Annotated in this window: 19 protein-coding genes; 4 read left to right on the top strand and 15 right to left on the bottom strand. The window is 40.7% G+C overall.

From position 1 onward, the window contains the following. The first annotated feature begins 60 nt into the window (after positions 1-60). Genes O3658_RS07090 through ffh form a run of 3 tightly spaced genes read left to right on the top strand, consistent with a single transcriptional unit; the run spans position 61 to position 2,194 of the window. A complete protein-coding gene (locus O3658_RS07090; protein ID WP_000402065.1) occupies positions 61-393 on the top strand; it encodes a putative DNA-binding protein in 333 nt (110 codons plus the stop codon). 2 nt (positions 394-395) lie between these two features. Next, positions 396-611, top strand: a complete 216-nt coding sequence (locus O3658_RS07085) for a 2-oxoglutarate:acceptor oxidoreductase (RefSeq protein WP_371560349.1) — start codon at positions 396-398, stop codon at positions 609-611. Positions 612-628: 17 nt separating this feature from the next. Continuing rightward, positions 629-2,194, top strand: coding sequence for a signal recognition particle protein (gene ffh / locus O3658_RS07080; RefSeq protein WP_301560009.1), 1,566 nt, complete (start codon positions 629-631; stop codon positions 2,192-2,194). Between the two features lie 23 nt (positions 2,195-2,217). On the opposite strand, the gene O3658_RS07075 is transcribed toward ffh, so the two are convergent. From O3658_RS07075 to O3658_RS07050, 6 genes are all read right to left on the bottom strand, one after another. Beyond that, complete coding sequence (locus O3658_RS07075; RefSeq protein WP_371560347.1) at positions 2,218-3,108, bottom strand: RluA family pseudouridine synthase; 891 nt, start codon at positions 3,106-3,108, stop codon at positions 2,218-2,220. Next, positions 3,098-3,559 carry a signal peptidase II gene (gene lspA, locus O3658_RS07070; protein WP_371560345.1) on the bottom strand — a complete coding sequence of 154 codons (462 nt, stop codon included), beginning with the start codon at positions 3,557-3,559 and terminating at the stop codon, positions 3,098-3,100. The genes O3658_RS07075 and lspA overlap by 11 nt, the downstream gene beginning before the upstream one ends. Then, positions 3,556-4,464 (bottom strand): LysR family transcriptional regulator, encoded by a 909-nt coding sequence (locus O3658_RS07065; protein ID WP_049526940.1) that lies wholly within the window; start codon positions 4,462-4,464, stop codon positions 3,556-3,558. Before O3658_RS07065 ends, lspA begins: the two co-directional genes overlap by 4 nt. A 151-nt stretch (positions 4,465-4,615) precedes the next feature. Continuing rightward, a complete protein-coding gene (gene sodA, locus O3658_RS07060) occupies positions 4,616-5,221 on the bottom strand; it encodes a superoxide dismutase SodA (protein ID WP_126419845.1) in 606 nt (201 codons plus the stop codon). Positions 5,222-5,290: 69 nt separating this feature from the next. Then, positions 5,291-6,328, bottom strand: coding sequence for a DNA polymerase III subunit delta (holA, locus tag O3658_RS07055; RefSeq protein ID WP_371560342.1), 1,038 nt, complete (start codon positions 6,326-6,328; stop codon positions 5,291-5,293). A 32-nt stretch (positions 6,329-6,360) separates the two neighbouring features. After that, entirely contained in the window at positions 6,361-7,296 is a 936-nt protein-coding gene (locus tag O3658_RS07050; RefSeq protein ID WP_371560340.1) for a dihydroorotate oxidase, read from the bottom strand. A gap of 229 nt (positions 7,297-7,525) precedes the next feature. Here O3658_RS07050 and gdhA point away from each other — a divergent pair, with 229 nt between their 5' ends. Continuing rightward, complete coding sequence (gdhA, locus tag O3658_RS07045) at positions 7,526-8,872, top strand: NADP-specific glutamate dehydrogenase (protein WP_371560338.1); 1,347 nt, start codon at positions 7,526-7,528, stop codon at positions 8,870-8,872. Between the two features lie 95 nt (positions 8,873-8,967). Here the strand turns inward: gdhA and alaS are convergent, their stop codons facing one another. The 9 genes from alaS to O3658_RS07000 form a co-directional block, all read right to left on the bottom strand. Then, positions 8,968-11,586: an alanine--tRNA ligase gene (gene alaS, locus O3658_RS07040; protein ID WP_371560336.1), complete on the bottom strand. Its 2,619-nt coding sequence runs from the start codon at positions 11,584-11,586 to the stop codon at positions 8,968-8,970. 16 nt (positions 11,587-11,602) lie between these two features. Next, on the bottom strand, positions 11,603-12,088 hold the full coding sequence (locus tag O3658_RS07035; RefSeq protein WP_371560333.1) for an LURP-one-related/scramblase family protein: 486 nt from the start codon (positions 12,086-12,088) through the stop codon (positions 11,603-11,605). 273 nt (positions 12,089-12,361) lie between these two features. Further along, entirely contained in the window at positions 12,362-12,556 is a 195-nt protein-coding gene (locus O3658_RS07030) for a hypothetical protein (protein WP_371560331.1), read from the bottom strand. 108 nt (positions 12,557-12,664) lie between these two features. After that, positions 12,665-13,735 carry an ABC transporter substrate-binding protein gene (locus O3658_RS07025; RefSeq protein WP_371560330.1) on the bottom strand — a complete coding sequence of 357 codons (1,071 nt, stop codon included), beginning with the start codon at positions 13,733-13,735 and terminating at the stop codon, positions 12,665-12,667. Continuing rightward, on the bottom strand, positions 13,732-14,505 hold the full coding sequence (locus O3658_RS07020; RefSeq protein WP_371560328.1) for an ABC transporter permease: 774 nt from the start codon (positions 14,503-14,505) through the stop codon (positions 13,732-13,734). Before O3658_RS07020 ends, O3658_RS07025 begins: the two co-directional genes overlap by 4 nt. Then, a complete protein-coding gene (locus O3658_RS07015) occupies positions 14,502-15,308 on the bottom strand; it encodes an ABC transporter permease (RefSeq protein ID WP_371560326.1) in 807 nt (268 codons plus the stop codon). Before O3658_RS07015 ends, O3658_RS07020 begins: the two co-directional genes overlap by 4 nt. Further along, positions 15,289-16,446, bottom strand: coding sequence for an ABC transporter ATP-binding protein (locus O3658_RS07010; RefSeq protein WP_075230684.1), 1,158 nt, complete (start codon positions 16,444-16,446; stop codon positions 15,289-15,291). The genes O3658_RS07015 and O3658_RS07010 overlap by 20 nt, the downstream gene beginning before the upstream one ends. 162 nt (positions 16,447-16,608) lie before the next feature. After that, positions 16,609-17,514 (bottom strand): UDP-N-acetylmuramate dehydrogenase, encoded by a 906-nt coding sequence (murB, locus tag O3658_RS07005; protein ID WP_371560322.1) that lies wholly within the window; start codon positions 17,512-17,514, stop codon positions 16,609-16,611. A gap of 217 nt (positions 17,515-17,731) precedes the next feature. Then, positions 17,732-18,553: a helix-turn-helix domain-containing protein gene (locus tag O3658_RS07000; RefSeq protein WP_371560320.1), complete on the bottom strand. Its 822-nt coding sequence runs from the start codon at positions 18,551-18,553 to the stop codon at positions 17,732-17,734. Positions 18,554-18,577 lie beyond the last annotated feature (24 nt).

The raw sequence follows: 18,577 nt of genomic DNA, 5'->3' as shown, positions 1-18,577 counted from the left end.
TTCTAGCTAAAATCAGCCCCCAGCTAGCGGATTGGGCTTTTTTTTGGTATAATAAATCTTATGGAAATTGAAAAAACCAATCGAATGAATGCTCTGTTTGAATTTTATGCAGCTCTTTTGACTGATAAACAAATGAACTATATCGAACTCTACTATGCAGACGACTATAGTTTGGCTGAAATCGCTGAAGAATTCGGTGTCAGTCGTCAGGCTGTTTATGATAATATCAAACGAACCGAAAAGATTCTGGAAGACTATGAGATGAAGCTCCATATGTACTCAGACTACATTGTTCGCAGTCAGATTTTTGATCAGATTTTGGAGCGTTATCCAGAGGATACTTTTCTGCAAGAGCAAATTGAGATTTTGACCAGTATTGATAATAGGGAGTAATCATGGAAAATCTTGTCGTTTATAAAGGAATACCCTGTAAATTATTAGCTGCAGAGGAACCATTTCCTAGACGACTACAGATTATCTCGCCCAATGATATCTCCAAAGCTATGCACATAGGTTTTAGCTGTTGGGGATATCCAAATGAAATCATGAAAGAAGTCACAACCGAAGAACTAGAGTGTTTGCAACATTTCGGACGATTTCCACTGAATTGAAAAAATAGGAGAAAATAATGGCATTTGAAAATTTAACAGAACGTTTGCAGAACGTCTTTAAAAACCTACGTAAAAAAGGAAAAATCACCGAGAGTGATATCCAAGAAGCAACCAAGGAAATTCGTCTGGCTCTTTTAGAAGCCGACGTTGCTCTTCCTGTAGTCAAGGACTTTATCAAAAAAGTTCGCGAACGTGCGATTGGGCATGAAGTCATTGATACCCTTAATCCAGCTCAACAAATCATCAAGATTGTCAATGAAGAATTGACGGAAGTCCTTGGTTCAGACACAGCTGAGATTATCAAGTCACCAAAAATTCCAACCATTATCATGATGGTCGGTTTGCAGGGGGCTGGTAAAACAACTTTTGCAGGTAAACTTGCTAACAAACTTAAAAAGGAAGAGGATGCTCGTCCTTTGATGATTGCAGCCGATATCTATCGTCCTGCTGCTATTGACCAGTTGAAAACACTTGGACAACAGATTGATGTTCCCGTATTTGCTCTTGGTACTGAAGTTCCTGCAGTTGAGATTGTTCGCCAAGGTTTGGAGCAAGCGAAAGCTAACCATAACGACTATGTCTTGATCGATACGGCCGGTCGTTTGCAAATTGACGAACTTCTCATGAATGAGCTTCGTGACGTTAAAGCCTTGGCTCAGCCAAATGAAATTCTCTTGGTCATCGATGCCATGATTGGTCAGGAAGCTGCAAACGTTGCGCGTGAATTCAACGCTCAGTTGGAAGTGACTGGTGTTATCCTTACTAAAATTGACGGTGATACTCGTGGTGGTGCTGCCCTTTCTGTTCGTCACATCACTGGAAAACCAATCAAGTTCACTGGTACTGGGGAAAAGATTACCGACATTGAAACCTTCCACCCAGATCGTATGGCCAGCCGTATTCTCGGTATGGGGGATATGCTGACTCTGATTGAGAAAGCTTCCCAAGAATACGACGAGCAAAAAGCCATTGAAATGGCTGAGAAGATGCGAGAAAATACCTTTGATTTCAACGATTTCATCGATCAGTTGGATCAGGTACAAAATATGGGACCAATGGAAGATTTGCTCAAGATGATTCCAGGTATGGCCAACAATCCTGCCCTTCAAAATATGAAGGTGGATGAAAAACAAATTGCTCGCAAACGTGCCATCGTCTCTTCTATGACTCCTGAAGAACGTGAAAACCCAGACTTGCTTACTCCAAGTCGCCGTCGTCGTATCGCTGCCGGTTCAGGTAATACCTTTATTGAAGTCAACAAGTTCATCAAGGACTTCAACCAAGCTAAACAACTCATGCAAGGTGTCATGTCTGGTGACATGAATAAAATGATGAAACAAATGGGCATCAACCCTAACAACCTTCCTAAAAATATGCCTGGAGGCATGGATATGTCCGCCCTTGAAGGCATGATGGGACAAGGTGGAATGCCTGACCTTTCAGCTCTTGGTGGAGCAGGAATGCCAGATATGAGCCAGATGTTTGGTGGAGGTCTCAAGGGCAAAATCGGGGAATTTGCTATGAAGCAATCCATGAAACGCATGGCTAATAAAATGAAAAAAGCTAAGAAAAAACGCAAATAAAAGGGACTCGCTTGAGTCCTTTTTTAGTTATTTCGAAGTTTTTCCAAAGTCTCTTTAAAGATATCTGGGATTTCTGAAGTAAATTCCATAGTTTCCCCTGTTCTTGGATGGGTAAATCCAAGAGTCTTTGCATGAAGAAATTGTCCATGCCCCTTCAGAGTTTTACGAGGGCCATAGACCTCATCGCCAGCGACAGGATGACCGATATAAGCCATGTGTACACGGATTTGGTGAGTTCTTCCAGTTTCCAGTTGCAATTCCAGCAAGGTATAATCACCAAAGCGCTCCAAGACTTGGAAACGTGTCACTGCTGGTTTACCTTTGGCAGTCACAGCTTGTTTCTTGCGGTCTTTTTCGCTACGTCCGATTGGTGCTTCAATCACACCACGGTCATTGGGAAGATTACCATGAACAATAGCCCAATATTTACGAAGAGACTTCTTGTCCTTCAATTCTTGAGCTAGTGCTAGATGGGCATCATCGTTTTTGGCAATCATCAAGAGACCTGATGTATCTTTATCAATACGATGGACAATCCCTGGACGCAAGACACCATTGATACCTGATAGGTCCTTGATGTGGTACATAAGGGCATTAACCAAGGTACCACTGGTATGACCAGCACTTGGATGAACAACCATCCCTTGAGGTTTATTGACTACTGCTACATCCTCATCTTGATAAATGATTTCTAGAGGAATATCTTCAGCTACATACTCCAAAACCTCTGGTTCTGGCACCTGATAAGTAACGACATCGCCCTCTTGGACCGTATACTTGGCTTTCTTGACCTGGCCGTTGACCAAGACTTGGCCTGATTTGATTTGTTCATTGGCGAGACTTCGCGACAGTTCTGTTAAATCTGACAAAGCCTTATCTAAGCGTAGTCCACCTGTTTCAATTTTAATTTCCATTCATTTCCTCTTTTAGCATTGCAAGCAATAACACAACTACTCCTACTGTCAGATAACTATCAGCTACATTGAATATCGCAAAATTGATAAAGTCCAAGTGGAACATATCCACGACAAATCCTTGACTGATACGATCGATAAAGTTTCCTAGACCACCTGCAATAATCAAAACCAGTCCAAAGACAGTCCAGAAGGAATCCTCTATATGCTTATGAAGATACCAGATAGCTCCAACCATGACTACTAGAGTTATCACTGCAAAAAACCACTGTTGATCTTGAAGCATAGAAAAGGCTGCTCCTCTATTTTGCAGATAGGTTAAACTAACTAGATTTGGGATCCATGACTTGATTTCACCAAGAGCAATATTTTGAACGACGTACGCCTTTACAAATTGATCTAAGATAATCAAGGCTGCTATAATCCCTGCAATTATTCCTCTTTTTTTCATGCTTTCCTCTTCTGATCAAAATACTCTTGCATAACCTCTACAAATAAAGTCCCTGCTTGGCTCAAGTCTACTTCCTCACGTTTCACATAAACCATGCGATTATTGAGATTATCATTTAGTGGAATAACCGTAATTCCGTTCACACTGTCGCTATCTAAGAATCCAGATCCAGTCGCATAAGCATTTGTTCTTTCAAGAATCCCATTTAAGGTAGCGCGGTCAGTTACGTTAAACATTTGAGAGCTAGCACTTGTATCTACAAAGTTCTCTGAGTAATAAAGATACTCATCCTTTTCCTGTGTGAATCGAACTGTTGGTAAATCAGCCAAATCCTCCATAACCAACTCTTTTTTCTTGGCTAAAGGATGCCCTTCACGCAGATAGATATGGGTTTGGAAAGGAATCAACTCAATCACTTCAAGTCCTAACTTTTCAACCCGTTGCATGATTCCCTTTTGGTTTTGATTGTTGAGATAAATAATCCCAATCTCACTATGTCCTTGAGCTACTTCATCCAAAATCTGAACAGTTGTTGATTCAAAAATACGGAAATTCTTATAGTCAGGATATTGTTGCGAAAAAGCTGTAATGGTTGGTGGCAAGAAATCATAGTGCTGGCTGGCTATTGAAAACTCATCTTTCTCCTCTTCAGGATTGGCATACTGATTTTGGAAAACATCAAATCCTTTAACCAACTCTTGTGCCTTTTCATAAAATTCCATCCCGCGACGTGTAAGAAAAGTTCCTGAACTGGTTCTACGAAAAATCTTGAAGCCAAGCTCTTTTTCCAAGTCTCTTACAGAAATAGATAGACTGGGTTGGCTAACGTACATTTTCTCAGCCGCTTCACGAAAAGTACCACTATTAGCAATAGCTACAACGTAGCGTAATTGTTGAATATTCATGATTTCTCCTTCGATTTCTATCTTATCATTATACCATAAATCAAGCCTATCCAACAAAGGAAAATCATAAGACAGTTACTTCTAAGAAAAGCAAACAAAAAACACCTTTCAAGTTAGATAAAATTCTAACCCCAAGGTGTCGTTATTAAGATTATTTAGCTGCTGCGTAGAGTTCGTCTACTTTATTCCAGTTGATAACTGAGAAGAAAGCTTTGATGTAGTCAGGACGAACGTTACGGTATTTCACGTAGTAAGCATGTTCCCAAACATCCAAGCCCAAGATTGGTTTTTTACCTTCTGAGATTGGTGTGTCTTGGTTTGCAGTTGAAGTTACTTCAAGTTTACCTTCTTGGTTAACAACCAACCATGCCCATCCAGAACCAAAACGAGTTGTTGCTGCTGCAGTGAAGGCTGCTTGGAATTCTTCGAATGAACCGAAAGTTTCATCGATTGCTGCTGCAAGTTCTGCTGAAGGCGCAGTTTTTTCAGGAGTCATCAATTCCCAGAAAAGAGCGTGGTTCAAATGTCCACCACCGTTGTTGATAAGCGCTTGACGGATATCAGCTGGGATAGATTCTACATCAGCAAGCAAAGCTTCAAGGTCTTCACCGATTTCTGGGTGTTTTTCAAGAGCTGCATTTGCATTGTTAACGTAAGTTTGGTGATGTTTGTCATGGTGCAAGTGCATTGTTTCAGCATCGATGTATGGTTCTAATGCATCGTAAGCGTATGGAAGATCTGGTAAGATAATAGCCATCTGTAATACCTCTTTTTCTTTCTATATAAAGATGATAACGCAATCATCCTATTTTTTCAAGTTATTTGCTCAATTTGACTGGCTGGCAATCTGCAATAGGGCCTTCTCAAACAGGTAACCTTTCTCATAAAGACCTGTCTTAATTTGGTAATCAGCTTGGATAAGATGACGAATAGAATTCTGGAGAAAATCAAGGGATAGTCTTCGAGAATCACGAAGGGCAAACTTGATTTGGTAGGGATTCGGATTGCGACCAAGATAGTGACCTAAACTGCTTACCATCTGGGACTCTGTCTGACCTGACTCTTGCAAAATTTTCACTTGTGTATAAAGTCTGAACTGCCCCAACATAATGGCAATCAGTTTAATCTCATCTTCTCCCTGCAAGGTCAAATCTTTGACTAAATCACGTGCCTGATCAATCTTCTTAGTCAATATTAACTGAGTTAAATCAAAGATATTATCCTGCAAAGTCTTTGGTATGGCCTCAATAATGTCTTCTTCGGTAATCCGGTCATCATCCTTATAAGACTGTAAGAAGAGTAGGTTTTTCTGAATTTCACTGAATTGAAAACCTGATTTGATAAGTAACTGTTCAAAGGATTTTCCATCAAAGGTCAGTCCTTGTTCCTGAGCCCACTTTTGAAAATAAGCACGCATCTCTTGTTCTTTTGGTTCAAGAGCTTCAAAAATCTTGGCATCCCTCTTGAGTAATTTGACTAAACGTCTCTTACTATCCAGCTTCCCTTCAGCAAAAATAACTAATTTACTCGTCGGAGATGGATTTTCCAAATATTCTTCAAAAGCCTTAAGCTCGTCATCAGATAGATAGCGCTTTTTAGCTGTTGTTATATCGAGAAAATGATCTAAAATAACAATTTTTTCATCCGCAAAGAAAGGAAGACTGACCAGCTCTAGTTCCAAGCTTTTGTAGTCTACTTCTTTCATATCAAAATAAGCAAAGTTCAAATCAGCAGAATCGTAGCCGATTTGCTTTAGTACCTGAGTTTTCATGACTTCATACTGTCCTTGATCAGCCCCTGTAAACAAGGTCAAACTAGGTAAATTTGATAAAGATAGCTTTTGGCTTTCTTCTATTGCTAGCATCATTTCTCCTTTCTTTTTAGTTTCTCTTTTATTTAATCAATATAATTCAATTTACCACGGAAATCTTCAAGGCTTTCATACCCTTTTTCCGTCATAATTTCTTTGAGTTCCTTAGTAATACGTTCAAAAGCACCCACACCTTCTTTATGTAGGGTAGTTCCTACCTGCACCATGCTGGCACCACATAGGATATGTTGAAAAGCATCACGTCCTGTTAATACTCCACCAGTTCCGATGATTTGAATTTCTGGATTCAAGCGTTGATAGAAAGCATGGACATTTGCAAGGGCTGTTGGTTTGATGTATTCTCCACCAATCCCACCAAAGCCATTCTTAGGACGAATCACGACTGACTCATCTTCAATATAAAGACCATTTCCAATCGAGTTAACACAGTTGACAAACTTGAGCGGATATTTGTTAAAGATCGCTGCCGCTTGATCAAAATGAACAATATCAAAATAAGGTGGAAGCTTAATTCCTAAAGGTTTTGTAAAATACTCAAAGACTTCTGATAAGATACGATCTGTAGTTTCAAAGTCATAGGCAATCTGAGGTTTACCTGGAACATTTGGACATGAGAGATTGAGCTCAGTCAACCCACGAAAATCACTCTCTTGAACCTTTTTCAAGATGGTGTGAGTTTCCTCTGGAGACATTCCAACTAATGATAGAAAGAAGGTACGATTTGGTTCCTTTTCTTGTAACTCTAAAAGATAGTTTAAGTAATAATCTAAACCATTATTTGGTAGACCCATAGAGTTGATAGAGCCAAGTGGAACATCTTGATAACGTGGTTCAGGATTTCCCTGACGAAATTCCAAGGTTGCTGTCTTAGTGACAAAGGTTCCTGCTGCCGAGTTTTTGACACCTTCCAACTCCTCAACCGTCATACAAGCAACTCCTGCCGCATTCATCAAGCAATTGTCAAACTCAAAACCAGCAATCTGTGTTTTAGTTGATACCATGATTCTGTTCCTCCAGATTCCTTTTTATGTCTATTATTATACCATACTTTAACTTTTGCTTTTCAATAAAACCATTTCCATAGAAAAGGTTCGTTTTTTAGCAAGTTTTGAATCAGTTGTATCAAATTGAAAGAATTTTTAGAAAATTTGTGTTTTTTTCTTTACACTGAAAAAATTTTCTGCTATAATGACTCATGTAATAAAATATGACAACAAAAAGGAGAACGATATGACATCTGCTAAAGAATATATCCAAAGCGTGTTTGAAACTGTAAAAGCTCGTAACGGGCATGAGGCTGAATTTCTCCAGGCGGTTGAAGAATTCTTCAGCACTTTGGAGCCTGTCTTTGAAAAACACCCTGAGTATATTGAAGAAAATATCTTGGCACGTATCACTGAGCCAGAGCGCGTAATTTCTTTCCGTGTTCCTTGGGTTGACCGTGATGGAAAAGTTCAAGTTAACCGTGGTTACCGTGTTCAATTCAACTCAGCTGTTGGACCATATAAAGGCGGACTTCGTTTCCACCCAACTGTAAACCAAGGGATCTTGAAATTCCTCGGATTCGAACAAATCTTTAAAAACGTTTTGACTGGACTTCCAATCGGTGGTGGTAAAGGTGGATCAGACTTCGATCCTAAAGGCAAAACTGATGCTGAAGTGATGCGCTTCTGCCAAAGCTTCATGACTGAATTGCAAAAATACATCGGACCATCTCTTGACGTACCTGCTGGTGATATCGGTGTTGGTGGACGTGAGATTGGTTACCTTTACGGTCAATACAAACGCCTCAACCAATTTGATGCTGGTGTCTTGACTGGTAAACCTCTTGGATTTGGTGGTAGCTTGATTCGTCCAGAAGCAACTGGTTACGGTTTGGTTTACTACACTGAAGAAATGCTTAAAGCTAACGGCAACAGCTTTGCTGGTAAGAAAGTTGTGATTTCAGGTTCTGGTAACGTAGCTCAATACGCTCTTCAAAAAGCAACTGAACTTGGTGCAACTGTTATCTCAGTATCTGACTCAAATGGTTATGTCATCGATGAAAATGGTATCGACTTTGACCTTCTTACAGACGTTAAAGAAAAACGCCGTGCTCGTTTGACTGAGTACGCTGCAGAAAAACCAACTGCTACTTACTACGAAGGTTCTGTATGGACTTACACTGGTAACTATGACATCGCTCTTCCATGTGCGACTCAAAATGAGATCAATGGTGAAGCTGCGAAACGCTTGGTTGCTCAAGGAGTTATCTGTGTATCTGAAGGAGCTAACATGCCTAGTGACCTTGAAGCTATCAAAGTCTACAAGGAAAATGGAATCCTTTACGGACCTGCCAAAGCTGCCAATGCTGGTGGGGTAGCTGTATCAGCTCTTGAAATGAGCCAAAACAGCCTTCGCCTTTCATGGACACGTGAAGAAGTTGACGGTCGCTTAAAAGACATCATGACTAACATCTTCAACACTGCTAAAACAACTGCAGAAACTTACGGTCTTGGAACTGACTACCTTGCAGGTGCAAACATTGCAGCCTTTGAAAACGCAGCAAACGCTATGATCGCTCAAGGGATTGTTTAATTCCTAGTAACTATATAACTCCTCACATCTCGTGTGAGGAGTTTTTTCTTATACATAAAAAAAAGACCTACCCTACTGGATAGATCTTTGTTATCTTACAATTTACCTGCTACTGCATCCAACAATTCTTGGATTTTCGCTTGGTTGCTTCCTCCTGCCATGGCCATGTCTGGTTTACCACCACCACGTCCATCGACGATTGGAGCTAATTCTTTAACCAAGTTACCTGCGTGGATGTCTTTGTTCTTGCTTGCTACGAGAAGGTTGACCTTGTCACCAATTGCTGCGACAAGAACAAGGACATCAGAGTAGTCTTTTTGTTTCCAGTTATCTGCAAAGGTACGAAGGGCACCTGCATCTGATACAGAAACTTGGCTGGCAATGTAACGGTGGCCATTTGCTTCTTGAACATTCTTGAAGACATCACCTGCTGCCGCCGCTGCTGCTTTTTCCTTCAATTCTGCATTTTCTTTTTGCAATTGACGGAGTTGCTCTTGAAGTCCTTCCACCTTATGAGGGACTTCCTTGAGTTGAGGTGCTTTCAAGGTTGCTGCTACTGCTTTCAGTGCATCTTCTTGTTCACGGTATGCTTCGAAAGCTTCCTTACCAGTCACTGCCAAGATACGACGAGTTCCTGATCCGATACCTTCTTCTTTAACAATCTTGAAGAGACCGATTTCAGAAGTATTGCCAACGTGGGTACCACCACAAAGCTCTACTGAGTAGTCACCGATAGTGACAACGCGAACTTCCTTACCGTATTTCTCACCAAAGAGGGCCATAGCTCCCATTTCTTTAGCTGTGTCAATATCAGTCTCAACTGTTTCTACTGCGATGGCTTCCCAAATCTTCTCATTGACTTGTTGTTCAATAGCACGCAATTCTTCTGGAGTCACGGCTTGGAAGTGAGTGAAGTCAAAGCGAAGGAATTCTACTTCATTAAGTGAACCTGCTTGAGTAGCATGGTGGCCAAGAATATTGTGAAGAGCCGCATGGAGCAAGTGAGTGGCTGTGTGGTTCTTCATGACACGATGACGACGATTGCTATCGATAGCCAAAGTGTATTCTTGGTTCAATGCAAGAGGAGCAAGAACTTCAACGGTGTGCAATGCTTGTCCGTTTGGTGCTTTTTGAACGTCTGTTACTGTAGCTACGACATTTCCTGCAGCATCCAAGATTTGACCATGGTCCGCAACTTGTCCACCCATTTCAGCGTAGAATGGAGTTTCTGCAAAGATAAGTGACGCAGTTCCTTCAGCTACAGCTTCTACTTCAGCATTGTCAGCTACGATAGCAACCAACTTAGAAGACAATTGGCTAGCATTGTAGTTGAAGACACTTTCTACAGTGATGTTTTGAAGGGTTTCATTTTGCATACCCATAGATCCACCTTTGACAGCAGATGCACGCGCACGTTCTTGTTGTTCCTTCATGGCTGCTTCGAAACCTTCACGGTCTACAGTCATTCCTGCTTCTTCAGCAATTTCTTCTGTCAATTCTACTGGGAATCCGTATGTATCATAGAGTTTAAAGACATCTTGACCGGCGATGACAGATTGACCTTTTTCTTTCAAGTCTGCTACGATACCTTGGGCAAAGTGTTGACCTGAGTGAAGAGTACGAGCAAATGACTCTTCTTCGCTCTTAACGATTTTTTCGATAAAGTCACGTTTTTCAAGAACTTCTGGGTAGTAGCTTTCCATGATTTTTCCAACAGTTGGAACGAGTTTGTAAAGGAAAGGCTCGTTGATGCCTAATTTTTGACCATGCATAGAGGCACGGCGGAGAAGACGACGGAGGACATAACCACGACCTTCATTTCCAGGAAGGGCACCATCACCAATCGCAAATGAAAGAGAACGGATGTGGTCGGCAATGACCTTGAAGCTCATGTTGTCGCCATCTTGGTCGTAAACCTTACCAGACAATTTCTCAACTTCACGGATAATTGGCATGAAGAGGTCTGTTTCAAAGTTGGTCTTAGCACCTTGGATCACTGCTACCAAACGCTCTAAACCAGCGCCCGTATCAATGTTTTTGTGTGGCAATTCTTTGTACTCGCTACGAGGAACAGCAGGGTCTGCGTTAAATTGTGATAATACAATGTTCCAGATTTCGATATAACGGTCGTTTTCGATATCTTCTGCAAGAAGACGAAGACCGATGTTTTCTGGGTCAAAGGCTTCTCCACGGTCAAAGAAGATTTCTGTATCAGGTCCAGAAGGTCCCGCACCGATTTCCCAGAAGTTGTCTTCGATTGGGATCAAATGACTTGGATCTACTCCCACTTCAATCCAGCGGTTGTATGAATCCTTGTCATCTGGATAATAAGTCATGTAAAGTTTGTCTTTCGGGAAGTCAAACCACTCAGGACTTGTCAAAAGCTCATATGCCCATGTAATTGCTTCGTCACGGAAGTAATCCCCGATTGAGAAGTTCCCCAACATTTCAAACATAGTATGGTGACGTGCAGTCTTCCCTACGTTTTCGATATCGTTGGTACGGATAGCCTTTTGCGCATTGGTAATACGTGGGTTTTCAGGAATGATGGTTCCATCAAAGTATTTTTTAAGAGTGGCAACCCCTGAGTTGATCCACAAAAGTGTTGGGTCGTTTACTGGAACCAAGCTAACGGATGGTTCTACTGAGTGGCCTTTTGAAGCCCAGAAATCAAGCCACATTTGGCGGACTTGTGCACTAGATAATTGTTTCATATGTATCTCCTTTTTACTAATTTGATTGGCTTTCTAGCATTTCCACATAGTCGATAGCGACACAGAGGGAGATGACTAGGTCAGCATAAGATTCGTCATAGACGGTTACGGTATAGGTAGAGGTTAAATGGAAAAGTTCCTTGGTAATCTCAGCAATCACTTGGTCACGGTCGTCCAGCAATTTAAAATTCAAATCCCAGACATTTCCTTCGATACGAAGGCCGAGATTGTCAAACTCATACTTATCCTTCCAGAAAGTCAACTTCTTCCGAATATAAAAATGATCGCCATTACTGAGTTGAATTTCAAAACGAGGTAGGAAAGTTAAGATTTCCTTACTAATCTCACTGACCTGTTCACCAGCAACATCATAGATGGTAAAGGTTTTAGGAATCTTAAAAAATGAACCTTCAACCTGATAGGCGACATTGCCCAACTCATCCTTGATATCAAAGCGTTCACCACCTAGGCGAAATTTTTGTTTAACAAGAAATGTTCTCATAAACACCTCCAAAAATAAAAGACAAATCCATATCACGAAGGGCGAAAAACCGCGGTACCACCTTCATTCAATGAACTTGTCATTCTTTGATTCTTATGCAATTGTTGGATTGAGTAGCATGACTTTCTATCTTAGATGGCTCGCAGCACCGCCAATTCTCTGAACTAAGATGGAGAGAAAATCAATTCTCAACTTTCTTATTATATCGTTTTTTTGAGTTTGAGTCAACTGGAAATAATCCCCATTTAAATAACCCAATCCCTATATCTCTAATTACTTTTTCAGGATATATTTTTTCTTACTGCCATTTTTCTTTTTATCCCAAATTTTCGAATTGCTATACATAAATACGAAAATATTTGCAAATATAAAGTAACCTATCACCCAATGTATGGAATCAGTTGTTAGGTATTGTCGATCCAAGCCATCCTTTAAATGGAATAGTATAGCTGTTTGGTTAACAATCAAAAAGGTTGGTCAGAAACTTTTTTTGAAGAAAACAGACATTTTCATCTTTGTTACCGCCTTCTATTAAAAGAACGAATCAGTCTGACTGATTCGTTCTTTTATTTATTCCTACTTCCGATACATCTTAAATTGTAGGAAGAGGTCACTATAGATACCTGTCCATTTATGGTCAAATTTCTCATAGACCTCTAGGTGTTTCATAGTATCTGCATCTGGATAGAAGGACTTGTCTTCTTTTGTCTCCTCTGGGAGCATTTCCTTAGCAGCATTGTTTGGTGTTGAATAGCCGACATACTCTGCATTTTTTAGAGCATTGTCAGGTTTTAACATAAAATTGATGAAGGCATAGGCTGCATCCTGGTTCTTGACAGTCTTAGGAATGACCATATTGTCAAACCAGAGATTACTTGCCTCTGTCGGTACGACATAGCGAAGATTTTCATTTTTCTCTAGCATCTGGCTGGCTTCTCCTGAGAAGGTCACACCGATGGCAGCATTGTTCTGAATCATATAACCCTTCATCTCATCCGCAACAATAGCCTTGATATTCGGTGTTAGCTTGTAGAGTTTATCTACTGTTTCCTCCAACTGCTGTGGATCTTTAGAGTTGAGGCTATAGCCTAGTGAGTTAAGACCTAAACCAAGCACTTCACGCGCTCCATCAAAGAGCATGATAGAGTTTTTATACTCTGGCTTCCAAAGGTCGTCCCAGTGTTCAGGCGCTTCTTCCACCATAGTCTCATTATAGACAATTCCCAAGGTCCCCCAGAAGTATGGGATAGAGTACTGGTTGTTGGGATCAAAGGACTGGTTGAGAAATTCAGAACCGATATTCTCAATGCCCTCAATCTTACTATAATCCAGTGGAACCAAAAGGTCTTCATCCTTCATCTTATTAATCATGTACTCACTTGGGATGGCAATATCATAGGTTGTTCCACCCTGCTTGATTTTCGTGTACATGGCTTCGTTGGAGTCAAAGGTTTCGTACTGGACTTGAATTCCGGTTTCTTCTGTAAATTTCTCTAGAAGTTGAGGATCGATATAATCTCCCCAGTTGTAGATAACCAATTTTTGACTATCGCGACTATTGATTTTACTGTCAAGATGATAGGAAATTCCCCACAAGACAAGGATAATTGCTAAAATTCCAGCTAAAAATGAATAGAGTCGTTTCATGCTTGCTCCTCCTTCTCACGTGAAATGAAGTAATACCCTACAACTAGGATAATACTAAAGAGAAAGACCAAGGCTGAAAGAGCATTGATTTCAAGCGAAATTCCCTTACGAGCCCGAGAGTAAATCTCGACTGAGAGAGTTGAAAATCCATTCCCTGTTACAAAGAAGGTCACAGCAAAGTCATCTAATGAATAGGTGAAAGCCATAAAGTAGCCTGCGATGATAGACGGCGTTAGGTAAGGAAGCATAATTTCCTTAAACATCTGGAACTGGCTAGCTCCAAGGTCATAGGCCGCATGAATCATATCCCCATTCATCTCTTTCAATCGCGGCAAAACCATAAGCACTACGATTGGAATCGAGAAGGCCACGTGACTGGACAAAACTGTCAGAAAACCAAGTGAAAACTTGAGCTGGGTAAAGAGAATCAAGAAGCTGGCACCAATCATAACATCTGGCGCAACCATCAAAATATTATTGAGCGATAAAAAGGCTTCTTGGTATTTTTTGCGTGATTGGTAGATGTAGATAGCCCCAAAAGTCCCAATTACTGTCGCAATCAAGGCTGATAGGAAGGCCAAGAAAAAGGTTTGAACCAAAATCAGCATGAGTCTCCCATCACCAAACATGGTTTCAAAGTGAGTCCAGCTAAAGCCTGTAAAGCTATTCATATCATCGCCTGCATTAAAGGCATAGCCGATCAAGTAAAAGATTGGCAAATAAAGGACGATAAAGACAAAGGCTAGGTAGAGATTGGCAATTTTTTTCATCGTTCTCTCCTTTCCTTAGTCACCCACATAGTGATAAACATAGTCAGGATAAGAACAACACCGATAGTTGAACCCATACCGTAGTTGTCATTGGTCAGGAAGTTCTGCTCGATAGCAGTCCCCAAAGTAATCACTCGGTTCCCACCAATCAAACGGGTCAACATGAAGAGACTCAAACTTGGGATAAAGACAGATTGAACCCCACTTCTTACCCCATTCATTGAAAGAGGGAAGATGACATGGCGGAAGGTTTCCCACTTGGTTGCACCTAAGTCATAGCTGGCATTGATGAGATTATTATCCATATCATCCAGAACGTTGAAGATAGGCAAAATCATAAATGGAAGCTCAATGTAGCTTGCGACAAAGATAAATGAGAAATCCGTAAAGAGCAACTGCTGAGAACCAATTCCGATAAATTCTAGGAATTGGTTGATAGAGCCATTTTGACCAAAAATCCCGATAAAGGCATAGGCCTTAAGGAGAAGGTTGATCCAAGTTGGTAGGATAATTAGCATAAGCCAGAGTTGACGGTGTTTAAGACGAGTCAAAAAGAGGGCTGTTGGATAACTGATAAGAAGCGTCACTAAAGTCACAATCCCTGCATAGAGGACAGAGTTGAGACTCATTTTAAGATAGGTCAAATTTTGTGACGCAAAGTAAGATTTATAGTTTTCTAAACTGAACTGGCCTTCGATATTGAAAAAGGATTGTCCGAAGATCAAGAACAAGGGTGCCAAAACAAAGAGTGCAATCCAAAGCATGTAGGGCACTACAAAGAGTTTAGAGGTTGTTTTCTTCATCTCTTTCCTCCTCGATAGCGTTAATCAAACCTGCTTCTTGCTCTTCGATTTCTACATATTCCTCGATACGAGCATCGAACTCTTCTTCTGTTTCATTAAGACGCATGATGTGGATGTCTTCTGGCTCAAAGTCCAGACCGATTTCCTCACCAACGATGGCCTTACGAGTTGAGTGAATCATCCATTCATTGCCAAGTTCATCATAGGCGATAATCTCATAGTGAACCCCACGGAAGAGCTGCGTATCGACCTTAACTTGAAGTTTTCCTTCTTCTGGAAGAGTAATGCGCAAGTCCTCTGGACGAATGACGACTTCGACTGGTTCATTTGGCTTCATCCCACCGTCGACCGCTTCAAAGCGTTTGCCGTTGAACTCGACCAAGTAGTCCTCAATCATGGTCCCTGGCAAGATATTTGACTCACCGATAAAGGTCGCAACAAAATGGTTAATCGGCTCATCGTAGATGTCCACAGGTGTTCCAGACTGAACAATTTCACCGTCATTCATAACGAAGATCCAGTCACTCATGGCCAAGGCTTCTTCCTGATCATGGGTAACAAAGACAAAGGTGATGCCCAAGCGTTGTTGCAGTTCACGTAGTTCGTACTGCATGTCTGTCCGCAACTTCAAGTCAAGGGCTGACAAAGGTTCATCCAACAAGACCACACGAGGCTGGTTAATGATAGCACGCGCAATAGCTACACGCTGACGTTGTCCTCCAGATAGTTTACGGATCGAACGTTTTTCAAATCCTTCTAGCTGAACCATCTTGAGAACTTCTAATACACGTTTTTCGATTTCTTTTTTATCGACCTTACGCAATCGCAATGGAAAAGCAACATTTTCAAACACATTCATATGTGGGAACAAGGCATAAGACTGGAAGACCGTATGAACATCACGTTTATTGGTCGGGATGTCATTGATACGGACACCGTCTAGCATGATATCACCAGTTGTTGCATCCAGCAAACCTGCAATGATATTGAGGATGGTTGATTTACCAGATCCTGAGGCACCGAGAAGTGTATAGAACTTCCCTTCTTCCAACTCAAAGTTAATATCCTTGAGAACCTTGGTGTTGCTATCTTCAAAAACTTTAGAAACGTTTCTGAATTCGATAATTGGTTTTTTCAATTGGCATAAATTCCTTCTTTTTCATAGATTAACAGATCAGGGCTCTGTCAGGCCGCCACTACCTCTTGCAGGGAGTAAAACCACCTGCATACATCTTCGCTACCGATAGGCTTTCACCCCCTTTACATTTCTAGTTAGTAGCAGCTAGGCTATTTCTACTATTTACTCATGTTCACCCAAGATACGAACTTCTCGCTCAAGAGTAACACCTGAGTGTTCTTTAACCTTCTCAATGACAGACTCGATCAATTTCTCATAGTCCTTAGCAGTTCCATCAGCAATATTGACCATAAAGCCTGCATGCTTTTCAGAAACTTCAACCCCACCGATACGATAACCTTTCAAGCCTGCTTCTGCAATCAATTGACCTGCAAAATGATCCACTGGACGTTTAAAAACTGATCCACATGAAGGATACTCTAAAGGTTGCTTGAGTTCACGAAGATGAGTCAAGCGGTCCATCTCCTGTTTGATGACTTGGTGATTACCTGGAGCTAGGGCGAACTTAGCAGAAAGGACTACTGCCCCTGATGCTTGAATAGCTGAATGACGGTAACCAAAGTTCAAGTCTTTAGCAGACAAGGTTTCGATTTCACCCTCCTTAGTCAAGACTTTACAAGACTGGAGAACATGAGCAATCTCACCACCATAAGCGCCAGCATTCATAAAGACAGCACCACCGACGCTTCCTGGAATACCACAAGCAAACTCAAAGCCCGTCAAACTATGACGAAGGGCAATACGAGTGGTTTCAATCAAGTTAGCTCCAGCTTCTGCCTCAATAGTATAACCATCAACCGAAACATTATTGAGCTTGTCACACATGACTACAAAACCACGGACTCCACCTTCACGGACGATAATGTTACTTGCATTTCCAAGCACCATCCAAGGAATGTTTTCCTGATTGGCAAATTTTACCACACGAGCCATCTCATAACGATTGCGTGGAAAAACTAAATAATCTGCCTTTCCTCCAACTTTGGTATAGGTATAAGTTTTTAGCGGTTCATCGAATCGAATATCGATTCCTTCTAGGGTTTCATTTAGTTTATCTAATACGGTCATTTTTCTATTCCTTTTATAAAACTCATTCCATTATACCATTTTTAGCTCTATTTTTCGATGATTTGGTTAGCTTTTTCAAATGATTGATGTGAATAAAAACACCCCAAGAATTAGATGTATACTGTCTAACTTTTGGGATGCAGTTTAAAAAAATTTTTTTTATCGAATCTATCTGAACTTGAAGTAACCAATAAGACCATCCTAAATAGAATGTATTCTAATCAGTTGGATGATTTTCCCAGCCTTGGCGATAAAATTTAGGACTTATAGAGAAATAATTCTTAAAAGCCTTTGAAAAGACTAGCTGATCCTGATATCCGACTTCCATGGTAATTTCTTTTATAGACAAATCTGTATCAGTTAGGAGAGTTCTTGCCTTTAGCAGACGGGTTTCAAGGAGAAATTGCTGAGGAGATTTATGGTAATGTTTCTTAAACTGACGAAACAAGGTGCTGCGACTGAGTCCGACTTGGGATGCCAAGTCCTGAATGGAGATATCTTGTGAGTACTGTTGCAGCAAAATCTGTGCAGCTTTTTCGACAGGGAATTGAATGGTGCTCAGTGGCATTTCTGCTGGAAGTTCTTCCTGCAAATAGTAGAGGAAGGTAAACACTTGCATACGGTACCAGCTTTCCTTTTGCTTATTTTCTGCCGTTTTGTGACAAATGTCTTCAATGATTTCCCGACTTTTAAAATGACTACAAAAATGACAAACAGGCTCAGAAAATACTTGTGTGTTTTGGAGGTATTCGGTCAGTTTTTCACCAGAAAATCCCAACCAATAGGTTGTCCAAGGATCTTCTTGATTGGCCCAATAACGTACTTTTTGTCCTTTTTTTAGGATAAAACCATCATTTTTCTCCAAAGAATAAGTTTGACCATCAACTTCCAAGTAACCTTTCCCTTCGCAAATCCAGTGAATGACAAAATCCTGAAAAACAGTATAATCGTAAAACGGAAAGTTAGAAAAATCATCAATCCCACATTCTTCAAGGTAAAATTCCTTGGATGTTTCTTTAAAATAGTTCCAAAGTTTCATAAATACTTTCTCCTTGCAACATAA

The sequence above is a fragment of the Streptococcus sp. 27098_8_69 genome (genome assembly GCF_041432445.1).
Taxonomy (GTDB): domain Bacteria; phylum Bacillota; class Bacilli; order Lactobacillales; family Streptococcaceae; genus Streptococcus.
Note: the sequence above shows the minus strand (reverse complement) of the source record. Positions and strands in the feature narration are given on the sequence as shown.